Raw genomic sequence first — 21,803 nt, 5'->3', positions numbered from 1 at the left:
ATCAAAACCGATCTGGAGACAACATGAACCGACGCGCATGGCTGACGCTGGCCACTGGCGGCCTGGTCGCCGGGCTTTCGCTCGGCATGGCCCTGCCGGCCGCGGCCCAGGCCTATCCCGCCAAGCCGATCCGCATCGTCGTGCCCTATGTGGCCGGCGGCGGCACCGACACCATCGCTCGCGCCATGGGCGAAAAGCTGAGCAAGCGGCTGGGCCAGCCGGTGGTCGTCGACAACAAGGCCGGCGCTTCCGGCATCATCGGCACCGACGCCGTGGCCAAGGCCGCGCCCGATGGCTACACGCTGCTGATGACGCTGACGCAGTCAGTGCTGACCAACCAGTTCCTGTTCCAGAAGCTGCCCTACGATCCGCGCAAGGACCTGAGCATGATCAGCGTACTGGCCGATGCGCAACTGGTGCTGGTGACCCACCCTTCGGTGCCGGCGCGCACCGTGCGCGAGCTGGGCGAATACGCGCGCAGCCAGCCGGGCAAGCTGAGCTATGCCTCGTGGGGCGTGGGCTCGCTGTCGCACCTGAGCGGCGCTTACTACAGCAAGCTGGTGCAGGGCCAGGCCACGCATGTGCCCTACAAGGGCGAGGCGCCGATGCTGCAGGACCTGCTCGGCGGGCAGGTGCAGTTTGGCTTCGCCAGCATCCTCACCGCCAAGCCCTACATCCAGAGCGGCAAGCTCAAGGCGCTGGCGGTGACCGGCACGCAGCGCAGCAGCGCGCTACCCGACATGCCCACCTTCGCCGAGGCCGGCATGCAGGACAGCGCCTTCAAGACCGTCGGCTGGATCGGCCTGGTGGCGCCGGTAGGCGTGCCGGCACCGATCCTGGCCCGGCTCGAGAGCGAGGTGCGCGCCATCCTGCAGACTCCCGAGATGCAGGAGCGCATGGTCACGCTGGGGCTGCGCACCGTCGGCAGCTCGCCGGCCGAGGCGCAGGCGCTCTATGCGCGCGACTGGCCGGTGCTGAAGACGCTGGTGGCGGATTCGGGCGCGAAGCTGGACTGAACTTCAACGATGGCAACGCCCATGGCGGGCGCCGCGGCAAACACCGCGGCGCCCGCTTTTTTTGTCACGATGTCGTGCAGGGCGCTTATGAAAACCGAATAAAAACCATTGGCATTCGCATCCGCAAGCAGGCGGGAAAATAAAGAATCCGTGCGGCAAGAACGCCGCTGCGCGGGCCCGGATTGCTTGATGTCCGCTTGTGCGGGACTACCATGAAGTCACGGCGGCTGATTCGCCGTGGCGTTGCTGTGGCCGTGCCATCGCGACATCGTGTGTTCCCGTTGCCGGGGACATTGGGGGAAGGCCATGAAGACCGACAAGAAGGTAATCCAGTTGCTGAACGCACAGCTGCGGCATGAGCTGACCGCCATCAACCAGTACTTCCTGCATGCCCGCATGTACCGGCACTGGGGGCTGCGTGCGCTGGGCAAGCATGAGTACGAGGAATCGATCGAGGAAATGAAGCACGCCGACAAGCTGATCGAGCGCATCCTGCTGCTCGACGGCTTGCCCAACCTGCAGGACCTCGACAAGCTGCTGGTCGGCGAGAACACCGAAGAGATGCTTGGCTGCGACCTGAAGCTGGAGCAGGTGTCGCAGGCCAGCTGCAAGGACGCGATCAAGTATTTCGAGTCGGTCGGCGATTATGTCTCGCGCCAGCTGGTGGTCGATATCCTCGAGGACACCGAGGAACATATCGACTGGCTCGAGACGCAGCTGGAGCTGGTGCGCAAGGTCGGCTTGCAGAACTACATCCAGTCCGCCATGGGCGAGATCGAGGGCTGAGCCGCCGCGCCGCGCCGCGCGGTCTCCTGCAAAGATTTCCATTTCCCGCTACACTGCGGCCCGCAGCACGTCGCGCCGTTCCGGCGCGATGTCAGCGGCGGGGTGGCAGAGTGGTTATGCAACGGCCTGCAAAGCCGTGTACGACGGTTCGATTCCGGATCCCCGCCTCCATCTTCCTGCCCGGGCGCATTGCGCCCGGCGCGCCTGCGCATTCGCGCGCGAGCTCTCCGCTTTCCTTTTGTTACGCGCCTGTCATCGACGTGCGCCATGACTGCGGCGTGCTGTGCCGCGCGCGCCCTGACCGGTATGCCACATCGGTTCCGGACACCCGTTTATCCCCAATGGATCAACGGCAGCGAATCAGGTAATGTTGCCCGACAGGCCCGCCGGCCTGCATGCAACCCGTGCCGCCAGTTGGCGGCACCGCCATGTACGGGCTTCCATGGCGTTTCCTTTCGCGAGGCAGTGTGACAAACAGAGGCTCCAGATGATGAAAGACCTGCGCATCCGCGTGGCCGTGCCGACGGACGCTCCCGCCGTGGGAGAGGTGCTGGAACGGTGCGGGCTGCCGGTGGACGGCGTGCCGCGCCTGCTCGAGCATTTCCACGTTGCCATCCTGGGCGCGCAGATCATCGGCTGCGCCGCCGGCGAGCGCTGCGGCGACACCGTGGTGATCCGTTCCGTGGCCGTGCTGCCCGAACACCGCGACCAGGGCGTAGCCACCCATGTGGTGCGTGCCGCGCTGATGCGTGCCCGCGCCAACGGCGCGCAACGCGCGGTGCTGCTCGCCTCCAGCTGTCCCAGCTACTTCGCGCGCTACGGCTTTACGCTGGTGCCGGCGGCGAAGCTGCCGCCCGAGGTCATGGCATCGAGCGAATTCCACCGCGCCGCGGACACGCCGCCGCTATGCATGTGGTGCGAGCTGAGCTGATCGCGCGCAAGCCGATGGCGGGCCGCTGCGCTCGCCTCGGTGGTCGTCTCAGTGGTCGTCTCAGTGATCGCCGTCGCAGCGGCTGATCTCCACCGTCACGTGCACCAGTTCCTCGTGCACCGACAGCGCCTCGCGCACGCGCTGCGGCGTCAGTGCGGCATCATGCGTGACCAGGCAGACGATGCAGGCAAAGTGCTGCCGGCCCACGCGCCACACATGCAGGTCGGACACGCGGGTGCTTTCGTCGCCGTGATCCAGCCCGGCCAGCACCTCGCGCACCTCGTCGACCACCGGATGGTCCATCTCGCGGTCCAGCAGCACCGTACCGCTCTGGCGCAGCAGGCCGATGGCCCAGCGGCCGACCAGCACCGCGCCCACCAGTCCCATCACCGGGTCCAGCCAGTTCCAGCCCAGCCACCAGCCGCCGGCGAGCGCGACGATCGCCAGCACTGAGGTGGCGGCATCGGCCAGCACGTGCACATAGGCGGCGCGCAGGTTGAGGTCATGGTGGTGATGGCCGTGGTCGTGGCCGTGATGGTGACCATGGCCGTGGCCGTGGTCGTGGCCATGCGCATGGCCGCCCAGGATCAGCGCGCAGCCGAGGTTGACCAGCAGGCCCAGCGCGGTCACGCCCATCGCCTCCCGATAGTGGATGGCCTGCGGCGTAAACAGCCGCTCGACCGATCCCGCCGCCATCAGCGCGGCAATGCCCAGCAGGAACACCGCGCTGGCAAAGCCCGCCAGCACTTCGATCTTCCAGGTGCCGAAGGCAAAGCGCCAGTCGCCGGCGTAGCGCCGCGCGGCGGCATAGGCGAAGGCGGACAGGCCGATCGCCAGCGCGTGCGAGCTCATGTGCCAGCCGTCGGCCAGCAGTGCCATCGAGTTGAACCAGAGCCCGGCGGCGATCTCGGCCACCATGGTGATGGCGGTGATCACCATGACCAGGCGCGTGCCGCGCTCGGCGGCGCGGTTGCCGGCGTCGAAGGCGTGGCTGTGGGTCCAGGCGGACAGGTCTTGGGTATGCATGGGAAATACGTGCGTTGCGCTTGAAGTCCTGGGGAATCGTCGGGCACGGAGCCGGGCAGGCCCAAGGGTAGCAGAGACCGTGCGCGTGCCGCGGCATCCCTCGACGCCATCAGGGACGGGGTTGGGGTTGGTCAGGAACGGACGCGCAGGTATTGCGAGGGTGTGCCTTATACGCAACAAGATACCCGCGGGAGTCGTAAGGAATCTTTTCTTTCGCTTACATACATTCGTGAATGGATGTATGATCCAGCGAAAAATTCACGTCCCCGTCATATCTTTGTTGACCGTACCGAGATGAGCTATCGCTTTATTGCCACCTGTCTTGCCGCCTGGGTAGGCGTTTGCGCCACCGCGGGCTGGCTGGTCGAGCGTCTCTGGAGCTGAGCGCCGGCCAGGCCGCCTCCCTCTGCCTCAAGCCGCCTGCCGCGCCTGCGCCAGGCTGTCAAAGAACTGCCACAACTGCGGCGCATCGCCGGTGGCCACGTTGAAGCGGATCCAGGGCGAGTCGGTTTCGTCCGGCTCGAAATACGATCCGGGCGCCAGCCAGATGCCATGCTCCAGCGCCATCGTGGCAAGCCGGTTGCCGAGCAGCGGGCCGCCGCGCCGGCTGGCCAGCCAGCGCGCCTGCACCGCCTCGTTCAGGCGCGCCCATGCGAACATCCCGCCTTCGGGGCGCAGCAGCACCTCGAGCCCGTGCGCTTCCATCTTTTCCGTGACGCGGTCCTGCTGTGCGCGCAGCCGCTCGGACAATGCCGCCACATGGCGGCCGTAGTGGCCGCTGGTCAGCACCGAATAGACCAGCCGCTCCGTCACCTCCGATGAGGTCAGGCCGACCGCCATCTTGGTGCGCGCGAAGGCCTTGGCCAGGTCCGGGCTGGCGGCGAGGTAGCCGACCCGCAGCGACGGCGTGATGGTCTTGGAAAAGCCGTTGACATAGACCACCTGCGACAGCCCGTCCATGGCCGCCAGCATCGGCGAGCCGGCCGGGGCCAGCTCGCGGTAGATATCGTCCTCGACCACCAGCAGCCGGTGCTGCTCGGCCAGCTGCAGCACGCGGAAGGCGTTCATGCTGGTCAGGCTGGCGCCGGTCGGGTTCTGCAGCACCGTGTTGATGAACAGCGCGCGCGGGGCGTGGGCACGCAGCGCATCCTCGAGCGCGTCGGTGTCCAGCCCCGCCGCCGTGCGCGGCACGCCGACCACGCGCAGCCCGGCCAGCCGCAGGATCTGCAGCAGGTTGCAGTAGCAGGGCGATTCCACCAGCACGGTATCGCCGGCGCGCAGCAGCGTGCGCACCACCAGGTCGAGCGCCTGCGTCGCGCCCTGGGTCAGCACCACCTGCTGCGCCTGCAGCGGGATGCCGTACTGGCCCAGGCCCGCGGCAATGTGCTCGCGCAGCGGCGCAAAACCGTACGGATGGCCGTAGCCCGACAGCTGCGCCGCCGGCACGCGGGCCGAGGCGCGCATGGCCTGGTGCAGGCCTTCCTCGTTGAGCCAGTCGCCCGGCAGCCAGCCGGCGCCGGCCTTGATCGGCACCGAATGGTCGGCAAAGACGTCCTGCAGCAGCCAGGCCGCGTTCAGTCCCGGCGCCTCCCATTGCGGCGCGCGCGCATTGCCGGCCGGGGCGTGGCGGTGCGCCACGGTGTAGCCCGAGCCGGGCCGCGCGGCCAGATAGCCGAGCGCGGTCAGCCGCCCGTAGGCCTCGGCCACGGTGAAGGTGCTGACATGGTGGTGCTGGGCGAAGCGCCGCACCGACGGCAGCGCCGCCCCGGCCCGCAGCGCGCGCTGCTCCACCAGCGCGGCGATGCCGGCGACGATCTGCTCGGTCAGGGTGTCGCCGTCGCGGCGGCTGCGGGTCAGGTTCAGGGTCAGCATCGGGCACTCGGACGGGCGTGGACCTGTACAGTTTAGCGGCTGGCGGCATGCTCGCGGCCGATGGCGTTCCATCCCACGAAAATTGCCGCAGTGCAGCGTGGCATGCCATACGGCGGCAGGGAGCGGGGTGCGGCCGAGCGCCCCGGAGCGGCACCGAAGGGCCACTTGCCTGTACGGTTTGGTGTGATCAAACTGTACGGTAAGGCGCGGTTGTCCAGACTGTATATTTTGTCGGCCAGCCGCCGCCGGTAGAGTGGCCTTCATCGCCGCCGCTGCCCCCAGCGCGGCGCCGCCCACCGACCCGATTCCCCCAGGAGAACGTATGGACGCCGCCAAGACCGTGATTCCCGATCTCGATGCGCTGTGGATGCCCTTCACCGCCAACCGCCAGTACAAGGCGGCGCCGCGCCTGCTGGCGTCGGCCAGCGGCATGTACTACACCACCCACGACGGCCGCCAGATCCTGGACGGTTGCGCCGGCCTGTGGTGCGTGGCGGCCGGCCACTGCCGCAAGGAAATCGCCGAGGCGGTGGCACGCCAGGCGGCCACGCTGGACTATGCGCCGCCATTCCAGATGGGCCATCCGTTGTCGTTCGAGGCCGCCACCAAGGTGGCGGCGATCATGCCGCAGGGGCTGGATCGCATCTTCTTCACCAACTCGGGCTCGGAGTCGGTCGACACCGCGCTGAAGATCGCGCTGGCCTACCACCGCGCGCGCGGCGAAGGCCAGCGCACGCGCTTTATCGGCCGCGAGCGCGGCTACCACGGCGTCGGCTTCGGCGGCATGGCGGTGGGCGGCATCGGGCCGAACCGCAAGGCCTTCTCGGCCAACCTGATGCCGGGCACCGACCACCTGCCGGCCACGTTCAACCTCGCCGAGGCCGCTTTCTCCAAGGGCCAGCCGCAATGGGGCGCGCATCTGGCCGACGAGCTCGAGCGCATCCTGGCGCTGCATGACCCGGCCAACGTCGCCGCGGTGATCGTCGAGCCGCTGGCCGGCTCCGCCGGCGTGCTGGTGCCGCCGGTCGGCTACCTGGAAAAGCTGCGCGAGATCACCAGCCGCCACGGCATCCTGCTGATCTTCGACGAGGTCATCACCGCCTTCGGCCGCCTTGGCGCGGCCACCGCGGCCGAGCGTTTCAAGGTGACGCCGGACCTGATCACCATGGCCAAGGCGATCAACAACGCCGCGGTGCCGATGGGCGCCGTCGCCGTGCGCCGCGAAGTGCATGACGCCGTGGTCAATTCGGCCGCGCCGGGCACGATCGAGCTGCTGCACGGCTATACCTACTCGGGCCATCCGGTTGCCGCGGCGGCGACGATCGCCACGCTCGACCTGTACCAGCGCGAGAACCTGTTCGGCCGCGCCGCCGAACTGGCGCCGGTATTTGAAGCCGCGGCGCACGGCGTGCGCGGCGCGCCGCACGTGAAGGACATCCGCAATTACGGGCTGGTGGCCGGCATCGAGCTGGAATCGCGTCCGGGCCAGCCGGGCGCGCGCGCCTACGAGGCCTTCCTCAAGTGCCTGGAGCTGGGCGTGCTGGTGCGCTACACCGGCGACATCCTGGCGTTCTCGCCGCCGCTGATCATCTCGGAAGCGCAGATCGGCGAGCTGTTCGATACGGTGAAGAAGGCGCTGCAGGACATCAAGTAAGGGACATCGAGCAAGCGGCCCGCGCCGCATCCCATTGCCGCCGGGCCCGCGGGCCCGGCTTCCCTGATTGCACACCGGGACGCGCCGTGTTGCGCGCCGCGGTCATCGAAGGAAACCCCAAGTGAGCATCGCAGAAAACCGGCAACTGGCCGAAGTCCATCATTTCATCGGCGGCACCGTGCGCCGCGCCGGCGGCCAGCGCCAGGCGGATGTGTTCAATCCCGCCACCGGCGAAGTCGCCGCGCGCGTGGCGCTGGGCACCGCGCAGGACGTGGCCGATGCCGTCGCCGCCGCCAAGGCCGCCTTCCCGGCGTGGGCCGACACCCCGCCGCTGCGCCGCGCGCGCATCCTGTTCAAGTTCAAGGAACTGCTGGACCAGCACCACGACGATCTCGCCGCGCTGATCACGCGCGAGCACGGCAAGGTGTTCTCGGATGCGAAGGGCGAGGTCACGCGCGGCATCGAGGTGGTGGAGTTCGCCTGCGGCATCCCCAACCTGCTCAAGACCGATTTCACCGACAACATCGGCGGCGGCATCGACAACTGGAACCTGCGCCAGCCGCTGGGCGTGGTGGCCGGCATCACCCCGTTCAATTTCCCGGTGATGGTGCCGATGTGGATGTTCCCGGTGGCGCTGGCGTGCGGCAATACCTTCGTGCTCAAGCCGTCCGAGCGCGATCCGTCGCCGAGCCTGCTGATTGCCGATCTGCTGCGCCAGGCCGGCCTGCCCGACGGCGTGTTCAACGTGGTGCAGGGCGACAAGGAAGCGGTCGACGCGCTGCTCGCGCACCCCGACGTGCAGGCGCTGTCGTTCGTCGGCTCGACCCCGATCGCCGAGTACATCTATACCGAAGGCACCCGGCACGGCAAGCGCGTGCAGGCGCTGGGCGGCGCCAAGAACCACCTGGTGGTGATGCCCGACGCGGACCTGGACCAGGCCGTCGACGCGCTGATCGGCGCCGCCTATGGCTCGGCCGGCGAGCGCTGCATGGCGATCTCGGTGGCGGTGGCGGTCGGCGAGGTGGCCGACCAGCTGGTGCCGCGGCTGGCCGAACGCGCGCGGGCGCTCAAGATCCGCAACGGCATGGAGGCCGATGCCGAGATGGGCCCGCTGGTGACCGGCGCGCACAAGGCCAAGGTCGAGGGCTATATCGCCAGGGGCGTGGCCGAGGGCGCGACGCTGGTGACCGATGGCCGCGGCCACCAGGTCGACGGCCACGAGAACGGCTTCTACGTCGGCGGCACGCTGTTCGACCATGTGACGCCGGAGATGACGATCTACAAGGAAGAGATCTTCGGCCCGGTGCTGTCGGTGGTGCGGGTGCACGACTTTGCCGAGGCGGTGGCGCTGATCAACGCGCACGAGTACGGCAACGGCGTGTCGTGCTACACCAGCGATGGCGGCATCGCGCGCGCGTTCGCGCGGCAGATCCAGGTGGGCATGGTCGGCATCAACGTGCCGATCCCGGTGCCGATGGCGTGGCATTCGTTCGGCGGCTGGAAGCGCTCGCTGTTCGGCGACCACCATGCCTATGGCGAAGAGGGCGTGCGCTTCTACACGCGCTACAAGAGCGTGATGCAGCGCTGGCCGGACTCGATCGCCAAGGGCGCGGAGTTCACCATGCCGGTGGCGAAGTGACAAGCGGGGCGCGGGCATGAAGGTCAACCGCATCGTCGCCAACATCGGCACCGCCGATCCCGGCCAGGCTCGCGCCTTTTACCAGGACGTGCTGGGTCTGGAGCTGCTGATGGACCACGGCTGGATCCGCACCTACGGCAGCGATGCCGCGGCGCGGACCCAGGTCAGCTTTGCCGTGGAAGGCGGCAACGGCACGCCCGTGCCCGCACTGTCGATCGAGGTCGACGATGTCGACGAGGCCCACCGCCGCATGGTGGCCGCCGGCTTTGCCGTGGAATACGGCCCGGCCGACGAGCCGTGGGGCGTGCGGCGCTTCTTTGTGCGCGATCCGTTCGGGCAGCTGGTCAATATCCTCGCGCACGCCTGAGCGCGGGCCTTGCCTGCCGTCAGTGCCGGCCTGGCCGGCTTTTCCTATCATTCCTGCAACGCGTTGTCCGGGCGCAAGTGATGTATGCGCCCGGCCAGCGGCGTACACTAGCGCCCTTTTTTCCCGGGCCCGCGCGTTACCGCCGCAGGCCCGGCCACCGTTGCAGGGAGTTTGAATGAGCTTGTTCCGCACCAAGGACATCGATGCGATGCTGGCCGTCGCGCGCGATGACGGCCTGAAAAAGGTGCTGGGTCCGGTCGACCTGGTGCTGATGGGCATCGGCGCCATCATCGGCACCGGCATCTTCGTGCTGACCGGCACCGGCGCGCTGACCGCCGGGCCGGCGCTGACGGTGTCGTTCGTGATCGCGGCGCTGGCGTGCGGCTTTGCCGCGCTGTGCTACGCGGAGTTCGCCTCGGCGATCCCGGTGTCGGGCTCGATCTACACCTACAGCTACGCCACGCTGGGCGAGATCGTGGCGTGGATGATCGGCTGGGACCTGTTGCTGGAATACGGACTGGCCACCTCGGCGGTGTCGGTGGGCTGGTCGGGCTATTTCCAGTCGCTGATGGCGGGCTTCGGCATGAAGCTGCCGGCGGCGCTGAGCGCCGCGCCCGGCTCGGTGCCGGGTGTGCAGACGGTGCTGAACCTGCCGGCGTGCCTGATCATGCTGGCCATCACCTGGGTGGTGTCGTACGGCGTGCGCGAGTCCGCGCGCGTCAACAACCTGATGGTGGCGGTGAAGATCGGCGTGGTGCTGCTGTTTATCGCAGTGGGCGTATGGCATGTGCAGCCGGCCAACTGGCAGCCGTTCGCACCGTTCGGCTTTTCCGGCATCTTCAATGCGGCGGCGCTGGTGTTCTTCGCCTTTATCGGCTTCGATGCCGTGACCTCGGCCGCGGAAGAAGTGCGCAACCCGCGCCGCGACCTGCCCATCGGCATCATCGGCTCGCTCGCGGTCTGCACCGTGCTGTACGTGGTGGTGGCGGCGATCATGACCGGCATCGTGCCGTTCGCGAAGTTTGCCGGCGTGGACCACCCGGTCTCGCTGGCGCTGCAGTTCGCCGGGCAGAACTGGGTGGCGGGCTTTGTCGACCTGGGCGCGATCCTGGGCATGACCACCGTGATCCTGGTGATGACCTACGGCCAGACCCGCGTGATCTTCGCGATGTCGCGCGACGGGCTGCTGCCCGAGCGGCTGTCGTCGGTGCATCCGGTGCATGCGACGCCGTATTTCGCCACCTGGACCGTAGGCGTCGTGTTTGCCGCGATTGCCGCCTTCGTGCCGCTGAACGTGCTGGCGGAGCTGATCAATATCGGCACGCTGGCCGCCTTTACGCTGATCTCGGTCGCGGTGCTGGTGCTGCGCAAGACCCGGCCGGAACTGCCGCGCGCGTTCCGCTGCCCGGGCGTGCCGGTGGTGCCGCTGCTGTCGATCGGCTTCTGCCTGTTTCTGATGGCACACCTGCAGGCGCTGACCTGGGCCGCCTTCCTGGTGTGGCTGGCACTGGGGCTGGTGATCTACTTCGCCTATGCGCGGCGCAACGCCGTGCTGCATAACCACGGCGGCTGAGCGTCAGCGCGCGCCGCGCTCCGCTGCCGCCTTCATGAACGCCACCGCGCGCGGCTCGTTGGCATAGGCGGCGTTGATGCGGATCCACGCCGAGGTCTCGCCGCCCGGGCGGAAGTAGTTGCCCGGCGCCAGCGTCACGCCAAAGTCCTCGCCCAGCGTCACCAGTTCGCGCGAATCCTCGATGCCCGGCGGGCGGGCCCAGAGGAAGTTGCCGCCGGAGGGCTGGCAGAACACCTCCCAGCCGTTGCCGTGCAGCTGGCGCACCGCGTTGGCGACGGCCTCGCGCACGCGCAGCCGCAGCCGTTCCACGTACTTGCGGTAGCCGCCGCGCTCCAGCAGCGCCGCGGTTACCGCTTCGGCAAAGTGCGAGCCGGCCACGCTGGTCAGCACCTTCACGTCGACCAGGTCCTTGACCAGCGCCTTGTCGGCCACGAGGTAGCCGATCCGCAGCGACGCCGACACCGTCTTGGAAAAGCCGCCGATGTAGATCACGTGCTCGAGCTGGTCGAGCGTGGCCAGCCGGTCGGTGAAGTGGGTCTGGAAGTCCGAGAAGATATCGTCCTCGACAAAGCGGAAGCCGTGCCGGCGCGCCAGTTCCAGCAGCCGGAACGCCACCGGCGGCGCCAGCGTCGAGCCGGTCGGGTTCTGCAGCACGCTGTTGGTGAAAAACAGCTTGGGCTTGTGCTGGCGCAGCAGCGCCTCGGTGGCGTCGGGGTCGGGGCCGTCGGGCGTGTGCGGCACCCCCACCAGCTGCACCCCGTGCAGCCGCAGCAGGCCGAACAGGTTGTAGTAGCCGGGGTCTTCGACAAACACCGTGTCGCCCGGCTTGAGCAGGTGGCGCACCACCAGGTCCAGCGCCTGGCTCGCGCCGGTGGTGATCAGCACTTGCGGCAGCTCCGCGGCGATGCCCAGCTGGCGCACGCGCAGCAGCACCTGGCGGCGCAGTTCCGGATGGCCCATCGGGGTGGCGTAGTGGATCACGCTGTCGATCTCGTTGCGCGAGATTGCGCGGATCGCCTGCGTCAGGCCCTCCACGTCGCGCCAGGTCTCCGGGACGAAGCCGCCCGCCAGCTTGAGCGTGCCGCTGGGATGGTTGAACTGCTCCAGGATATGGTCGGACAGGTCCTCGGCCAGGCTGGGGTCGGACCAGCCGCGCGTCGAACGCCCCGCCAGCGGACTGTCCGCCACATAGAAACCCGAGCCCTGGCGCGAATCGAGCAGGCCCTGCGACACCAGCCGGTCATAGGCCTCGATCACCGGGAAGCGGCTGATGCCGTTTTCGGCGGCCAGTTGCCGGATCGACGGCAGCCGCGCCCCCGGGCGCGCCTCGCGGTTGCCGATCCACGCCTTCACGCCGTCGACGATCTGCTCGGTCAGTGGAATTCCGGTGGAAGCATCTAAGATCAGTTTCATGGAGGGAACTGCCGGGCAGGGCTGTGGGCAGGAAACTGTCAGGAAAAACTACTGAACAGTCCATCGAAAACTGTTCACAACTGTACATGGGATTGTAGTGAGGGATGCGAATAATGGAAGCGTGGCGGACGAAGGCGCCGGCATCCCTATCCAGGATGCTCCGGCACCCGCGATGACCGCCGGGCTGACAAGGAGTGCAACATGCGCGAACTACGGACTTTCGAACTGGACCAACCCGGACTGCCGGTGAGCTGGCGCGCCGGTTACGGGCAGACCGTCTGCGCGGTGGCGGGCAAGCTATGGGTGACGGTGGAAGGCAATCCCAACGATATCTGGCTGGAACCGGGCCAGGAGCTGACGCTGCCGGAGGGCTATCGGGTCTGGCTGTCCGGCGACGGTACGGGGGCGCGCTTTACGCTGGCGCAGACGCCCGCACCTTTGTCGATGCAGCGGCTGGCGGCGTGGCTGCGCGCGCTGCGGCATCGGGTGGATGAGCACAGCACCGATGCATTCGGCGAGTGCCCGCGGATAGGGGCGCTGTGCCGGTGAGTCGGCCGGCGGTCAAACCAGCATGCGGCGCAAGGGCCACCGACAAGGTGGCCTTTTGTTTGTCCGTAGCCCGCAGACACCTACTCTATAAGGACGCCGGCACCCCGCCGTCCGGGTTCCGCCCCATTGATTAACGTTAACGTCAACGTCATACAATCGACCCGCCCCAACCCCGGGGCGCAGGCCGCGCGTCTGCGGCCAGGCCGGCACAGAACGGCGCCGGCGGACGCCGCGGCCGCAGCCAACCCCCGACACGGTGGAGACAATGACCGACCTTTCCGATGTCCATGATGTGCGCCGCGGCGCGCCCCAGCCCAAGCCGGTGCAGCCCGGCACCGGCCCGGCCAACAAGGTGCGCTTCGTCACCGCGGCATCCCTGTTCGACGGCCACGACGCCTCGATCAACATCATGCGCCGCATCCTGCAGTCGCATGGCTGCGAGGTGGTCCACCTCGGCCACAACCGCTCGGTCGAAGAGATCGTGACCGCGGCGCTGCAGGAAGACGCGCAGGGCATTGCGATCTCCAGCTACCAGGGCGGCCATGTCGAGTACTTCAAGTACATGGTCGACCTGCTGCGCGACAAGGGCGGCGAACACGTGCAGGTCTTCGGCGGCGGCGGCGGCGTGATCGTGCCCGACGAGATCCGCGAGCTGCAGGCCTACGGCGTGGCCCGCATCTACAGCCCCGAGGACGGCCAGCGCATGGGCCTGGCCGGCATGATTGCCGACATGGTGCAGCGCTGCGACCTCGACCTGAGCCGCTACGCGCCCACCTCGCTCGACCCCGTCGCCGGCGGCGACCGCCGCGCGCTGGCGCAACTGATCACCGCGCTCGAAAACGGCAAGGCCGATGCGGCGCTGGTGGCGGCGATGCATGCGCAGGCGCAGCAGGCATCGATTCCCGTGCTCGGCATCACCGGCACCGGCGGCGCCGGCAAATCGTCGCTGACCGACGAGCTGATCCGCCGCTTCCGGCTTGACCAGCAGGACGCGCTGTCGATCGCCGTGATCTCGATCGACCCGTCGCGGCGCAAGTCGGGTGGCGCGCTGCTCGGCGACCGCATCCGCATGAACGCGATCAACCACCCCAATATCTTCATGCGCTCGATGGCGACGCGCGAGGCGGGCTCCGAGATCTCGCAGGCGCTGCCCGACGCGATCGCCGCGTGCAAGGTGGCGGGCTTCGACCTGGTAATCGTCGAGACCTCCGGCATCGGCCAGGGCGACGCCGCGATCGTGCCGCACGTGGACCTGTCGCTGTACGTGATGACGCCCGAGTTCGGCGCGGCGAGCCAGCTCGAGAAGATCGACATGCTCGACTTCGCCGACTTCGTCGCCATCAACAAGTTCGACCGCAAGGGCGCGCAGGATGCCTGGCGCGACGTGGCCAAGCAGGTGCAGCGCAACCGCGAGCAATGGCACGGCAAGCCGGAGGACATGCCGGTGTACGGCACCCAGGCGTCGCGCTTCAACGACGATGGCGTCACCATGCTGTACCAGGGCCTGCGCGAGGCGCTGACCGGCCATGGCCTGAAGGTGAAGGCGGGCACGCTCCCGGTCCTGGCGGGGCGCATCTCCACCGGCCAGAACGTGATCGTGCCGCCGGCGCGCAGCCGCTACCTGGCCGAGCTGGCCGACACCGTGCGCGCCTACCACCGCCGCGTGGCCGGGCAGAGCCGCATCGCGCGCGAGCGCCAGCAGCTGCGCGAATCCAGCCGCATGCTGCAGGCCGCGCAGGGCCAGGGCGATGTCGGCGCCGCGCTCGACGCACTGGCCGCGGAGCGCGACAGCGCGCTGGGCCAGGTCGAACGCAAGCTGCTGGCGATGTGGCCGCAGATGCGCGATGCCTACAGCGGCGACGAATACGTAGTGAAGATCCGCGACAAGGAGATCCGCACCGGGCTGGTCACCACCACGCTGTCGGGCACCAAGGTGCGCAAGGTGGTGCTGCCGCGTTTCGAGGACGACGGCGAGGTGCTGAAGTGGCTGATGCGCGAAAACGTGCCAGGCAGCTTCCCGTACACCGCCGGCGTGTTCGCCTTCAAGCGCGAGAATGAGGACCCGACGCGCATGTTCGCCGGCGAAGGCGATGCCTTCCGCACCAACCGGCGCTTCAAGCTGGTATCCGAGGGCATGGATGCCAAGCGCCTGTCGACCGCGTTCGACTCGGTCACGCTGTACGGCGAAGACCCGCACGTGCGCCCCGACATCTACGGCAAGGTGGGCAACTCGGGCGTGTCGATCGCCACGCTCGACGACATGAAGGTGCTGTACGACGGCTTCGACCTGACCAGCCCGGGCACCTCGGTGTCGATGACCATCAACGGCCCTGCGCCGACCATCCTGGCGATGTTCATGAACACCGCCATCGACCAGCAGCTCGACAAGTTCCGTGCCGACAACGGCCGCGACCCCACCGCCGACGAAGAGGCCAAGATCCGCGCCTGGGTGCTGCAGAACGTGCGCGGCACGGTGCAGGCCGATATCCTGAAGGAAGACCAGGGCCAGAACACCTGCATCTTCTCCACCGAGTTCTCGCTCAAGGTGATGGGCGATATCCAGGAGTATTTCGTGCACCACCAGGTGCGCAACTTCTACTCGGTATCGATCTCGGGCTACCACATCGCCGAGGCCGGCGCCAACCCGATCTCACAGCTTGCCTTCACGCTGTCCAACGGCTTCACCTATGTCGAGGCTTACCTGGCGCGCGGCATGCACATCGACGACTTCGCGCCCAACCTGTCGTTCTTCTTCTCCAACGGCATGGATCCGGAGTACAGCGTGCTGGGCCGCGTCGCGCGCCGCATCTGGGCCGTGACCATGCGCGACAAATACGGCGCCAACGAGCGCAGCCAGAAGCTGAAGTACCACATCCAGACCTCGGGCCGCTCGCTGCATGCGCAGGAGATCGACTTCAACGACATCCGCACCACGCTGCAGGCGCTGATCGCCATCTACGACAACTGCAACTCGCTGCACACCAACGCCTACGACGAGGCCATCACCACGCCCACCGGCGAATCGGTGCGCCGCGCGCTGGCGATCCAGCTGATCATCAACCGCGAATGGGGCGTGGCCAAATGCGAGAACCCCAACCAGGGCAGCTTCCTGATCGAGGAACTGACCGACCTGGTGGAAGAGGCGGTGCTGCAGGAGTTCGAGCGCATCGCCGAGCGCGGCGGCGTGCTGGGCGCGATGGAGACCGGCTACCAGCGCGGCAAGATCCAGGAGGAATCGCTCTACTACGAGCAGCTCAAGCACGACGGCACGCTGCCGCTGATCGGCGTGAACACCTTCCGGAACCCGGACGGCGACCCGGTGCCGCAGAAGCTGGAACTGGCGCGTTCGAGCGAGGCCGAGAAGCAGAGCCAGCTCGACCGCCTGCAGTCATTCCAGCAGGCGCATGCCGGCGAAGCGCCGGAGATGCTGCAGAGGCTGCGCCAGGCGGTGATCGACAACCAGAACGTGTTCGCGGTGCTGATGGATGCGGTGCGGGTCTGCTCGCTGGGGCAGATCACGCATGCGCTGTTCGAGGTCGGCGGGCAATACCGGCGCAATATGTAGACCCCCATCCACGCGCTGACCGGTAATCGCGCAGGGCGGCCGCGGTGACGGGCCGCCCTGCGTTACACTCGGATGCTGCGCCGCACCGTCAGCGCACGCAAGCGCAAGCCGGCGCCTGGCGGCAACAAATCCCGAGACAACCGCAACACAAGACCATGGACACCCAGTACAGCCCGAACAATATCTTTGCCAAGATCCTGCGCGGCGAAATGCCGTGCATCAAGGTGTACGAGGACGACGACACCATCGCCTTCATGGACATCATGCCGCAGGCCGACGGCCATACGCTGGTGGTGCCCAAGGAAGCCGCGGTCAACCTGTTCGACCTGTCGGAGCGTGGCGCCCAGGCCGCCATCGTCGCCACCCAGCGCGTGGCGCGCGCGGTGCGCGCGGCCTTCAACCCGGACGGCATCTCGATCGGCCAGTTCAACGGCGCCGCGGCGGGCCAGACCGTTCCGCACATCCATTTCCACATCGTGCCGCGCTACAACGACCAGTCGCTGCGCGGCCACGCGCGCGACATGCAGGAGCCGGAAGTGCTCAAGGGGCATGCCGAGCGCATCATCGCCGCGCTGCGCGAGCAGGCGTCCTGAACAACGCATCCAAGCATTCAACCAAGCAAGCAGAGGAAGACAAGATGGCAATCAAGACTGTAGGCATCGTCGGTGCCGGCACCATGGGCAATGGCATCGCCCAGGCCTGCGCGGTCGTGGGACTGAACGTGGTGATGGTCGATATCAGCGACGCCGCGGTGCAGAAGGGCGTGGCCACGGTGTCGGGCAGCCTGGACCGGCTGATCAAGAAGGAAAAGCTGACCGAGGCGCAGAAGGCCGACGCGCTGGCGCGCATCAAAGGCAGCACCGCCTACGACGACCTCAAGGCCGCCGACATCGTGATCGAGGCCGCCACCGAGAACTACGACCTCAAGGTCAAGATCCTCAAGCAGATCGACGGCATCGTCGGCGACAACGTCATCATCGCGTCGAACACCTCGTCGATCTCGATCACCAAGCTCGCCGCCGTGACCTCGCGCGCCGACCGCTTCATCGGCATGCATTTCTTCAACCCGGTGCCGGTGATGGCGCTGGTCGAACTGATCCGCGGCCTGCAGACCAGCGACGCCACCCACGCCGCCGTGGAGGGCCTGTCGAAGCAGCTCGGCAAGTACCCGATCACCGTCAGGAACAGCCCGGGCTTCGTCGTCAACCGCATCCTGTGCCCGATGATCAATGAAGCCTTCTGCGTGCTGGGCGAAGGCCTGGCCTCGCCGGAAGAAATCGACGAAGGCATGAAGCTGGGCTGCAACCACCCGATCGGGCCGCTGGCGCTGGCCGACATGATCGGCCTGGACACCATGCTGGCGGTGATGGAGGTGCTGTACGCCGAGTTTGCCGATCCGAAGTATCGTCCGGCGATGCTGATGCGCGAGATGGTTGCTGCCGGCTATCTGGGGCGAAAGACGGGGCGTGGGGTGTACGTGTATAGCAAGTAAGTAGACCGGCTCTGCCGCGTGTACTGGCGGCCGCCTTCGGGCGGCTGCTGTCTTTTTTGGCCCCGGATCAGGTGCCACTCAATCCCGCTTACACCGCGTTATATGCCGAAACAATCCGCCGCATCTGGTAACAGGAATGCGCGGTAGAGTGCACCCATTCCGTTTACGACAACACACCATCATGGCTCATCCGGTTCTCTTCGCGGCGCTGCTCGCCGGCGTCATGTCCCTGCTGGCGGCGCGTTCGGCGATGGCGCATGTGGATGTGGGGGTGCATATCGGCACACCGGTCTATGCCGCGCCGGCGCCGGTCTATGTGGCGCCGCCGCCTCCCGTGGTGTACGCGCCGCGTTACCACGGCTGGCATGGCGACCGTTACTGGGACGGCCGGCGCTGGTATGGGCGGCACGAATGGCGCGGCCGGCATCACCACTACCGGCATCATCATCACCGGCGTCACCACTATCGCCACCATGGCCACGGACACCGTGGCCATCACGGCCATCACGGCCATCGCGGCCACGGGCACTGATCGCCTTGCCGGCCGGCGTTGACCGGTGCGGCCGCCCGGTCAGCGCAACAGCACCAGTCGCGGCACCGCGTCGGCGCCGCTCCAGACCACGGCGTTCTGCTGGTATGCCTGGCCCAGTGCCCGCGCCTCGGCCAGCGACAGCCCGGGCACCAGGAAGCTCGGTTCGGCGGGCCAGCCGTTATCGGGATGCTCGCCGGCGGCTTCGATCGCGCGCCGCCCCAGTGCGCCGAGATCCTGTGCCAGAGCCTGTTGCCGGCGCGCGTTGGCCGCATCGTCGCAGCGCTGGCTGAACGGGTTGGCCGCGGTGATGAAGGCGCTGCAGTCCACCCCCAGCGCGCAGTGCAGCGCGGCCAGTGCTGCGCTGGGCTGGTCGATGCGCAAGGTCATCGGCGTGTCGCCCAGCACCCGGTAGTGCGTTTCGCGATACGCCAGCAGGGTCTCGGCGTCGATGGCGCTGGCCACCTTACTCCCCGTACTGCCGCAGCCCGTCGAGGTCCAGCACCTCGATCACGCCGTAGTCCACCCGCACCAGCCCCTGCTGTTCCAGCACCTTCAGCGCCTGGTTGGCGCGCTGGCGCGAGATGCCGGCGAGCAGGCCGATTTCTTCCTGCGAGATCTCCAGCGTCTTGCCGAGGCCGGGATACAGGTGCTCGTTGAACAGTGACGACACCGCGCGCGCCACGCGCGAATCGATGTCGAGCAGCCGTTCATACTCCACCGCCGCAATGAACTGCCCCAGGCGCTCGTTGAACTGCGTCAGCAGGAAGCGCGTGAACGGCAGGCTGGTATCCAGCAGCCACTGAAAAGTGTCGCGCGGCAGGAAGGCGATGGTCGAGCGGCGCAGCGCCATCACGTCGTACTTGCGGATCTCCGACTTCAGCACCGCGCCTTCGCCGAACCAGCCGCCGGTGGGCACGCCGGTGAAGGTGACCGACTTGCCCGACGGCGATACCGTGGTGATCTTGACGATCCCTTCGAGCACGCCCAGCCAGTGCTCGGCCTTGTCGCCCTTGTGGCAGACGTAGTCGCCCTGGCTGTACTCGTGCACGAACATGGCGCGGCGCACGCGCTCGCGCTGCTCCGGACTCAGGTCTGCTGCCCACACGCAGCGGTCGACAAAATCGTTCAGCATGGCCTCGCGAAAGCTCCGGTAGGGATTAACCCGGAATTGTCACCGGCGTGACAACCGGGGGTGTTGGCATGGGCTATCGTACGATCACAACGGAACCGCGGGTGCCACCAAGGGCACGCCGGGAAGGCAGAAGACGCTTCTCCCGGCCCCTGAAGACAAGGCACAGACTGGCTTGATGCGATGCGGCAGATGCCGCCGGGCAAAGCAAGCCAAGTATAACGACCGGACCGGCGCTTGACACCGGGCGTGGACCCCCACGCCGGAGGGACAGGAGACAGCGATGCAGGAATCGTCGGCGACGACCTTTCCGCGATGGCTGCTGGCGCACGCCCAGCAGCGGCCGGAACATCCGGCCTACCGCGAAAAGGATCTCGGCATCTGGCAGACATACAGCTGGGCCCAGGCGGCACAGCAAGTGAGGGCGCTGGCATGTGGTCTGGCCGCGCTCGGCTTCAAGCGCGGCATGAACCTCGCAGTGGTGGGCGACAACCGTCCGCGCCTGTATTGGGCCATGACCGCGGCGCAGGCGCTGGGTGGCGTGCCGGTGCCGCTATACCAGGACGCCATCGCCAACGAGATGGTCTATGTGCTCAACGATGCGGAGATCGACTTCGCCATCGTCGAGGACCAGGAGCAGGTCGACAAGCTGCTCGAGGTGGAAGCGCAGCTGGCCGAGTCCGGCCGCGCCGTGCGCCACGTCATCTTCGAAGATCCGCGCGGCCTGCTCGACTATGACCATCCGTCGCTGATGTCGTACGAGCGCCTGCAGGAACTGGGGCGCGAGTTCGACCAGGCCCATCCGGGCTTCTTTGACGACGCCATCGCCGCCGGGCAGCCCGACGACACCGCGATCATTCTCTATACGTCCGGCACCACCGGCAAGCCCAAGGGCGTGTGCCATTCGCACCATGGCCTGATCGGCTCGGCGCGCAACGGCTGCGCCTTCGACAAGCTCAGCGCCGACGACGACGTGCTGTCCTACCTGCCGATGGCGTGGGTCGGCGACAACCTGTTCTCGTATGCGCAGGCGATGGTGGCGGGCTTTACGGTGAACTGCCCGGAATCGCGCGAAACGGTGATGACCGACCTGCGCGAGATCGGCCCGACCTACTACTTTGCGCCGCCGCGCATCTATGAGGGGCTGCTGACGCAGGTGATGATCCGCATGGAGGATGCCGGCTGGATCAAGCGCAAGCTGTTCCACTGGGCCATGGACGTGGCGCGCCGCTGCGGCACTGCCATCCTCGACGGCCAGCCGGTATCGCTCGCCGAGCGCGCGCGTTATGCGCTGGGCGAAGCGCTGGTCTACGGCCCGCTGCGCAACGTGCTGGGCATGAGCCGCATCCGCGTGGCCTATACCGCGGGCGAGGCGATCGGCCCGGACCTGTTCCGCTTCTACCGCTCGATCGGCGTGAACCTGAAGCAGTTCTACGGCCAGACCGAGACCTGCGCCTATGTGTGCCTGCAGCCCGACGGCAAGGTCAAGTTCGACTCGGTGGGACCCGCCGCGCCGGGCATGGAAATCCGCATCGCCGACAACGGCGAGGTGCTGGTGCGCGGCGTGGGCCTGCTCAAGTCCTACTACAAGCGCGAGGATGCGACGCGCGAGGCCATCAACGACGAGGGCTACTTCATGACCGGCGACGCCGGCGTGATCGACGCCGACGGCCACCTGAAGATCATCGACCGTGCCAAGGACGTGGGCAAGCTGGCCGATGGCTCGATGTTCGCGCCCAAGTACATCGAGAACAAGCTCAAGTTCTTCCCGTACATCAAGGAGGCGGTGGCCTTCGGCAACGGCCGCGACCAGGTCTGCGCCTTTATCAACATCGACTTCGAGGCGGTGGGCAACTGGGCCGAGCGCCGCCACCTGCCGTATGCCGGCTACGTCGACCTGGCCGCGCAGCCGGACGTGCTGGAGATGATCGGCGAGTGCGTGAACCAGGTGAATGCGGACCTCGCCAACGACCCCATGCTGGCGGGCTCGCAGGTGGCGCGTTTCCTGGTGCTGCACAAGGAGCTCGACCCGGACGACGACGAACTGACCCGCACGCGCAAGGTACGGCGCGGCTTTATCGCGGAGAAGTACGGGGTGCTGGTCGACGCGCTCTATGCGGGCAAGTCGGAGCAGTTCATCGAGACGCGCGTCAAGTTCGAAGACGGGCGCGAGGGCAGCGTGTCGGCCACGCTGAAGCTGGTGGATGCCAGGCGGCTGCCGGTAGCGGCGCGCGCGGCATAAGAGCACAGGTGGAGGCA

The 21,803-nt window shown here is 67.6% G+C and carries 18 protein-coding genes and 1 tRNA gene; 14 read left to right on the top strand and 5 right to left on the bottom strand.

What is annotated here, in order from left to right:
• The first annotated feature begins 23 nt into the window (after nt 1-23).
• From FHX60_RS26040 to FHX60_RS26025, 4 genes are all read left to right on the top strand, one after another.
• Nucleotides 24-1,016, top strand: coding sequence for a Bug family tripartite tricarboxylate transporter substrate binding protein (locus tag FHX60_RS26040; RefSeq protein WP_112777299.1), 993 nt, complete (start codon nt 24-26; stop codon nt 1,014-1,016).
• Between the two features lie 306 nt (nt 1,017-1,322).
• Nucleotides 1,323-1,802 (top strand): bacterioferritin, encoded by a 480-nt coding sequence (gene bfr / locus FHX60_RS26035; protein ID WP_112777298.1) that lies wholly within the window; start codon nt 1,323-1,325, stop codon nt 1,800-1,802.
• Nucleotides 1,803-1,898: 96 nt separating this feature from the next.
• Nucleotides 1,899-1,973: transfer RNA gene (locus FHX60_RS26030), tRNA-Cys, on the top strand.
• A 316-nt stretch (nt 1,974-2,289) separates the two neighbouring features.
• On the top strand, nt 2,290-2,733 hold the full coding sequence (locus FHX60_RS26025) for a GNAT family N-acetyltransferase (protein WP_112777297.1): 444 nt from the start codon (nt 2,290-2,292) through the stop codon (nt 2,731-2,733).
• A gap of 60 nt (nt 2,734-2,793) precedes the next feature.
• Here FHX60_RS26025 and dmeF read toward each other — a convergent pair whose 3' ends face one another.
• Together dmeF and FHX60_RS26015 are read right to left on the bottom strand one after the other, a co-directional pair.
• Entirely contained in the window at nt 2,794-3,759 is a 966-nt protein-coding gene (gene dmeF, locus FHX60_RS26020) for a CDF family Co(II)/Ni(II) efflux transporter DmeF (RefSeq protein WP_183285061.1), read from the bottom strand.
• A gap of 411 nt (nt 3,760-4,170) precedes the next feature.
• Nucleotides 4,171-5,631, bottom strand: coding sequence for an aminotransferase-like domain-containing protein (locus FHX60_RS26015; RefSeq protein WP_092317676.1), 1,461 nt, complete (start codon nt 5,629-5,631; stop codon nt 4,171-4,173).
• 322 nt (nt 5,632-5,953) lie between these two features.
• On the opposite strand from FHX60_RS26015, the gene aptA reads away from it, so the two are divergent.
• The 4 genes from aptA (at nt 5,954) to bcaP (ending at nt 10,864) form a co-directional block, all read left to right on the top strand.
• Nucleotides 5,954-7,285 carry an omega-aminotransferase AptA gene (aptA, locus tag FHX60_RS26010; RefSeq protein ID WP_112777295.1) on the top strand — a complete coding sequence of 444 codons (1,332 nt, stop codon included), beginning with the start codon at nt 5,954-5,956 and terminating at the stop codon, nt 7,283-7,285.
• Between the two features lie 121 nt (nt 7,286-7,406).
• Nucleotides 7,407-8,924 (top strand): CoA-acylating methylmalonate-semialdehyde dehydrogenase, encoded by a 1,518-nt coding sequence (locus FHX60_RS26005; protein WP_183285060.1) that lies wholly within the window; start codon nt 7,407-7,409, stop codon nt 8,922-8,924.
• A gap of 16 nt (nt 8,925-8,940) precedes the next feature.
• Nucleotides 8,941-9,291: a glyoxalase superfamily protein gene (locus FHX60_RS26000; protein ID WP_116294120.1), complete on the top strand. Its 351-nt coding sequence runs from the start codon at nt 8,941-8,943 to the stop codon at nt 9,289-9,291.
• A gap of 175 nt (nt 9,292-9,466) precedes the next feature.
• Nucleotides 9,467-10,864 (top strand): branched-chain amino acid transporter BcaP, encoded by a 1,398-nt coding sequence (gene bcaP, locus FHX60_RS25995; RefSeq protein WP_116327977.1) that lies wholly within the window; start codon nt 9,467-9,469, stop codon nt 10,862-10,864.
• A 3-nt stretch (nt 10,865-10,867) separates the two neighbouring features.
• On the opposite strand, the gene FHX60_RS25990 is transcribed toward bcaP, so the two are convergent.
• Entirely contained in the window at nt 10,868-12,277 is a 1,410-nt protein-coding gene (locus tag FHX60_RS25990; protein ID WP_183285059.1) for an aminotransferase-like domain-containing protein, read from the bottom strand.
• Between the two features lie 201 nt (nt 12,278-12,478).
• On the opposite strand from FHX60_RS25990, the gene FHX60_RS25985 reads away from it, so the two are divergent.
• From FHX60_RS25985 to FHX60_RS25965, 5 genes are all read left to right on the top strand, one after another.
• Nucleotides 12,479-12,826 (top strand): DUF2917 domain-containing protein, encoded by a 348-nt coding sequence (locus FHX60_RS25985; RefSeq protein ID WP_183285058.1) that lies wholly within the window; start codon nt 12,479-12,481, stop codon nt 12,824-12,826.
• A 265-nt stretch (nt 12,827-13,091) separates the two neighbouring features.
• Nucleotides 13,092-16,391: a fused isobutyryl-CoA mutase/GTPase IcmF gene (icmF, locus tag FHX60_RS25980; RefSeq protein ID WP_183285057.1), complete on the top strand. Its 3,300-nt coding sequence runs from the start codon at nt 13,092-13,094 to the stop codon at nt 16,389-16,391.
• Nucleotides 16,392-16,546: 155 nt separating this feature from the next.
• Nucleotides 16,547-16,984, top strand: coding sequence for an HIT family protein (locus FHX60_RS25975; RefSeq protein ID WP_112773887.1), 438 nt, complete (start codon nt 16,547-16,549; stop codon nt 16,982-16,984).
• The gene (locus tag FHX60_RS25970; RefSeq protein WP_260164772.1) at nt 16,981-17,883 is read left to right on the top strand and encodes a 3-hydroxybutyryl-CoA dehydrogenase; all 903 of its coding nucleotides are present in this window, start codon (nt 16,981-16,983) and stop codon (nt 17,881-17,883) included. The genes FHX60_RS25975 and FHX60_RS25970 overlap by 4 nt, the downstream gene beginning before the upstream one ends.
• Before the next feature lie 181 nt (nt 17,884-18,064).
• Nucleotides 18,065-18,415 carry a hypothetical protein gene (locus FHX60_RS25965; RefSeq protein ID WP_183285055.1) on the top strand — a complete coding sequence of 117 codons (351 nt, stop codon included), beginning with the start codon at nt 18,065-18,067 and terminating at the stop codon, nt 18,413-18,415.
• Between the two features lie 39 nt (nt 18,416-18,454).
• On the opposite strand, the gene FHX60_RS25960 is transcribed toward FHX60_RS25965, so the two are convergent.
• On the bottom strand, nt 18,455-18,877 hold the full coding sequence (locus FHX60_RS25960) for a DUF3293 domain-containing protein (RefSeq protein WP_183285054.1): 423 nt from the start codon (nt 18,875-18,877) through the stop codon (nt 18,455-18,457).
• 1 nt (nt 18,878) lies between these two features.
• Complete coding sequence (locus FHX60_RS25955) at nt 18,879-19,547, bottom strand: Crp/Fnr family transcriptional regulator (RefSeq protein WP_092307388.1); 669 nt, start codon at nt 19,545-19,547, stop codon at nt 18,879-18,881.
• 280 nt (nt 19,548-19,827) lie between these two features.
• Between FHX60_RS25955 and FHX60_RS25950 the strand changes: the two genes are divergently transcribed.
• Complete coding sequence (locus FHX60_RS25950) at nt 19,828-21,786, top strand: AMP-dependent synthetase/ligase (protein WP_183285053.1); 1,959 nt, start codon at nt 19,828-19,830, stop codon at nt 21,784-21,786.
• Nucleotides 21,787-21,803: the final 17 nt, after the last annotated feature.

This window comes from Cupriavidus alkaliphilus (genome assembly GCF_014191175.1).
Lineage (GTDB): Bacteria > Pseudomonadota > Gammaproteobacteria > Burkholderiales > Burkholderiaceae > Cupriavidus > Cupriavidus alkaliphilus.
The sequence above is the reverse complement of the archived record's forward strand: the minus strand, read 5'-3'. Positions and strand labels throughout refer to the sequence as shown.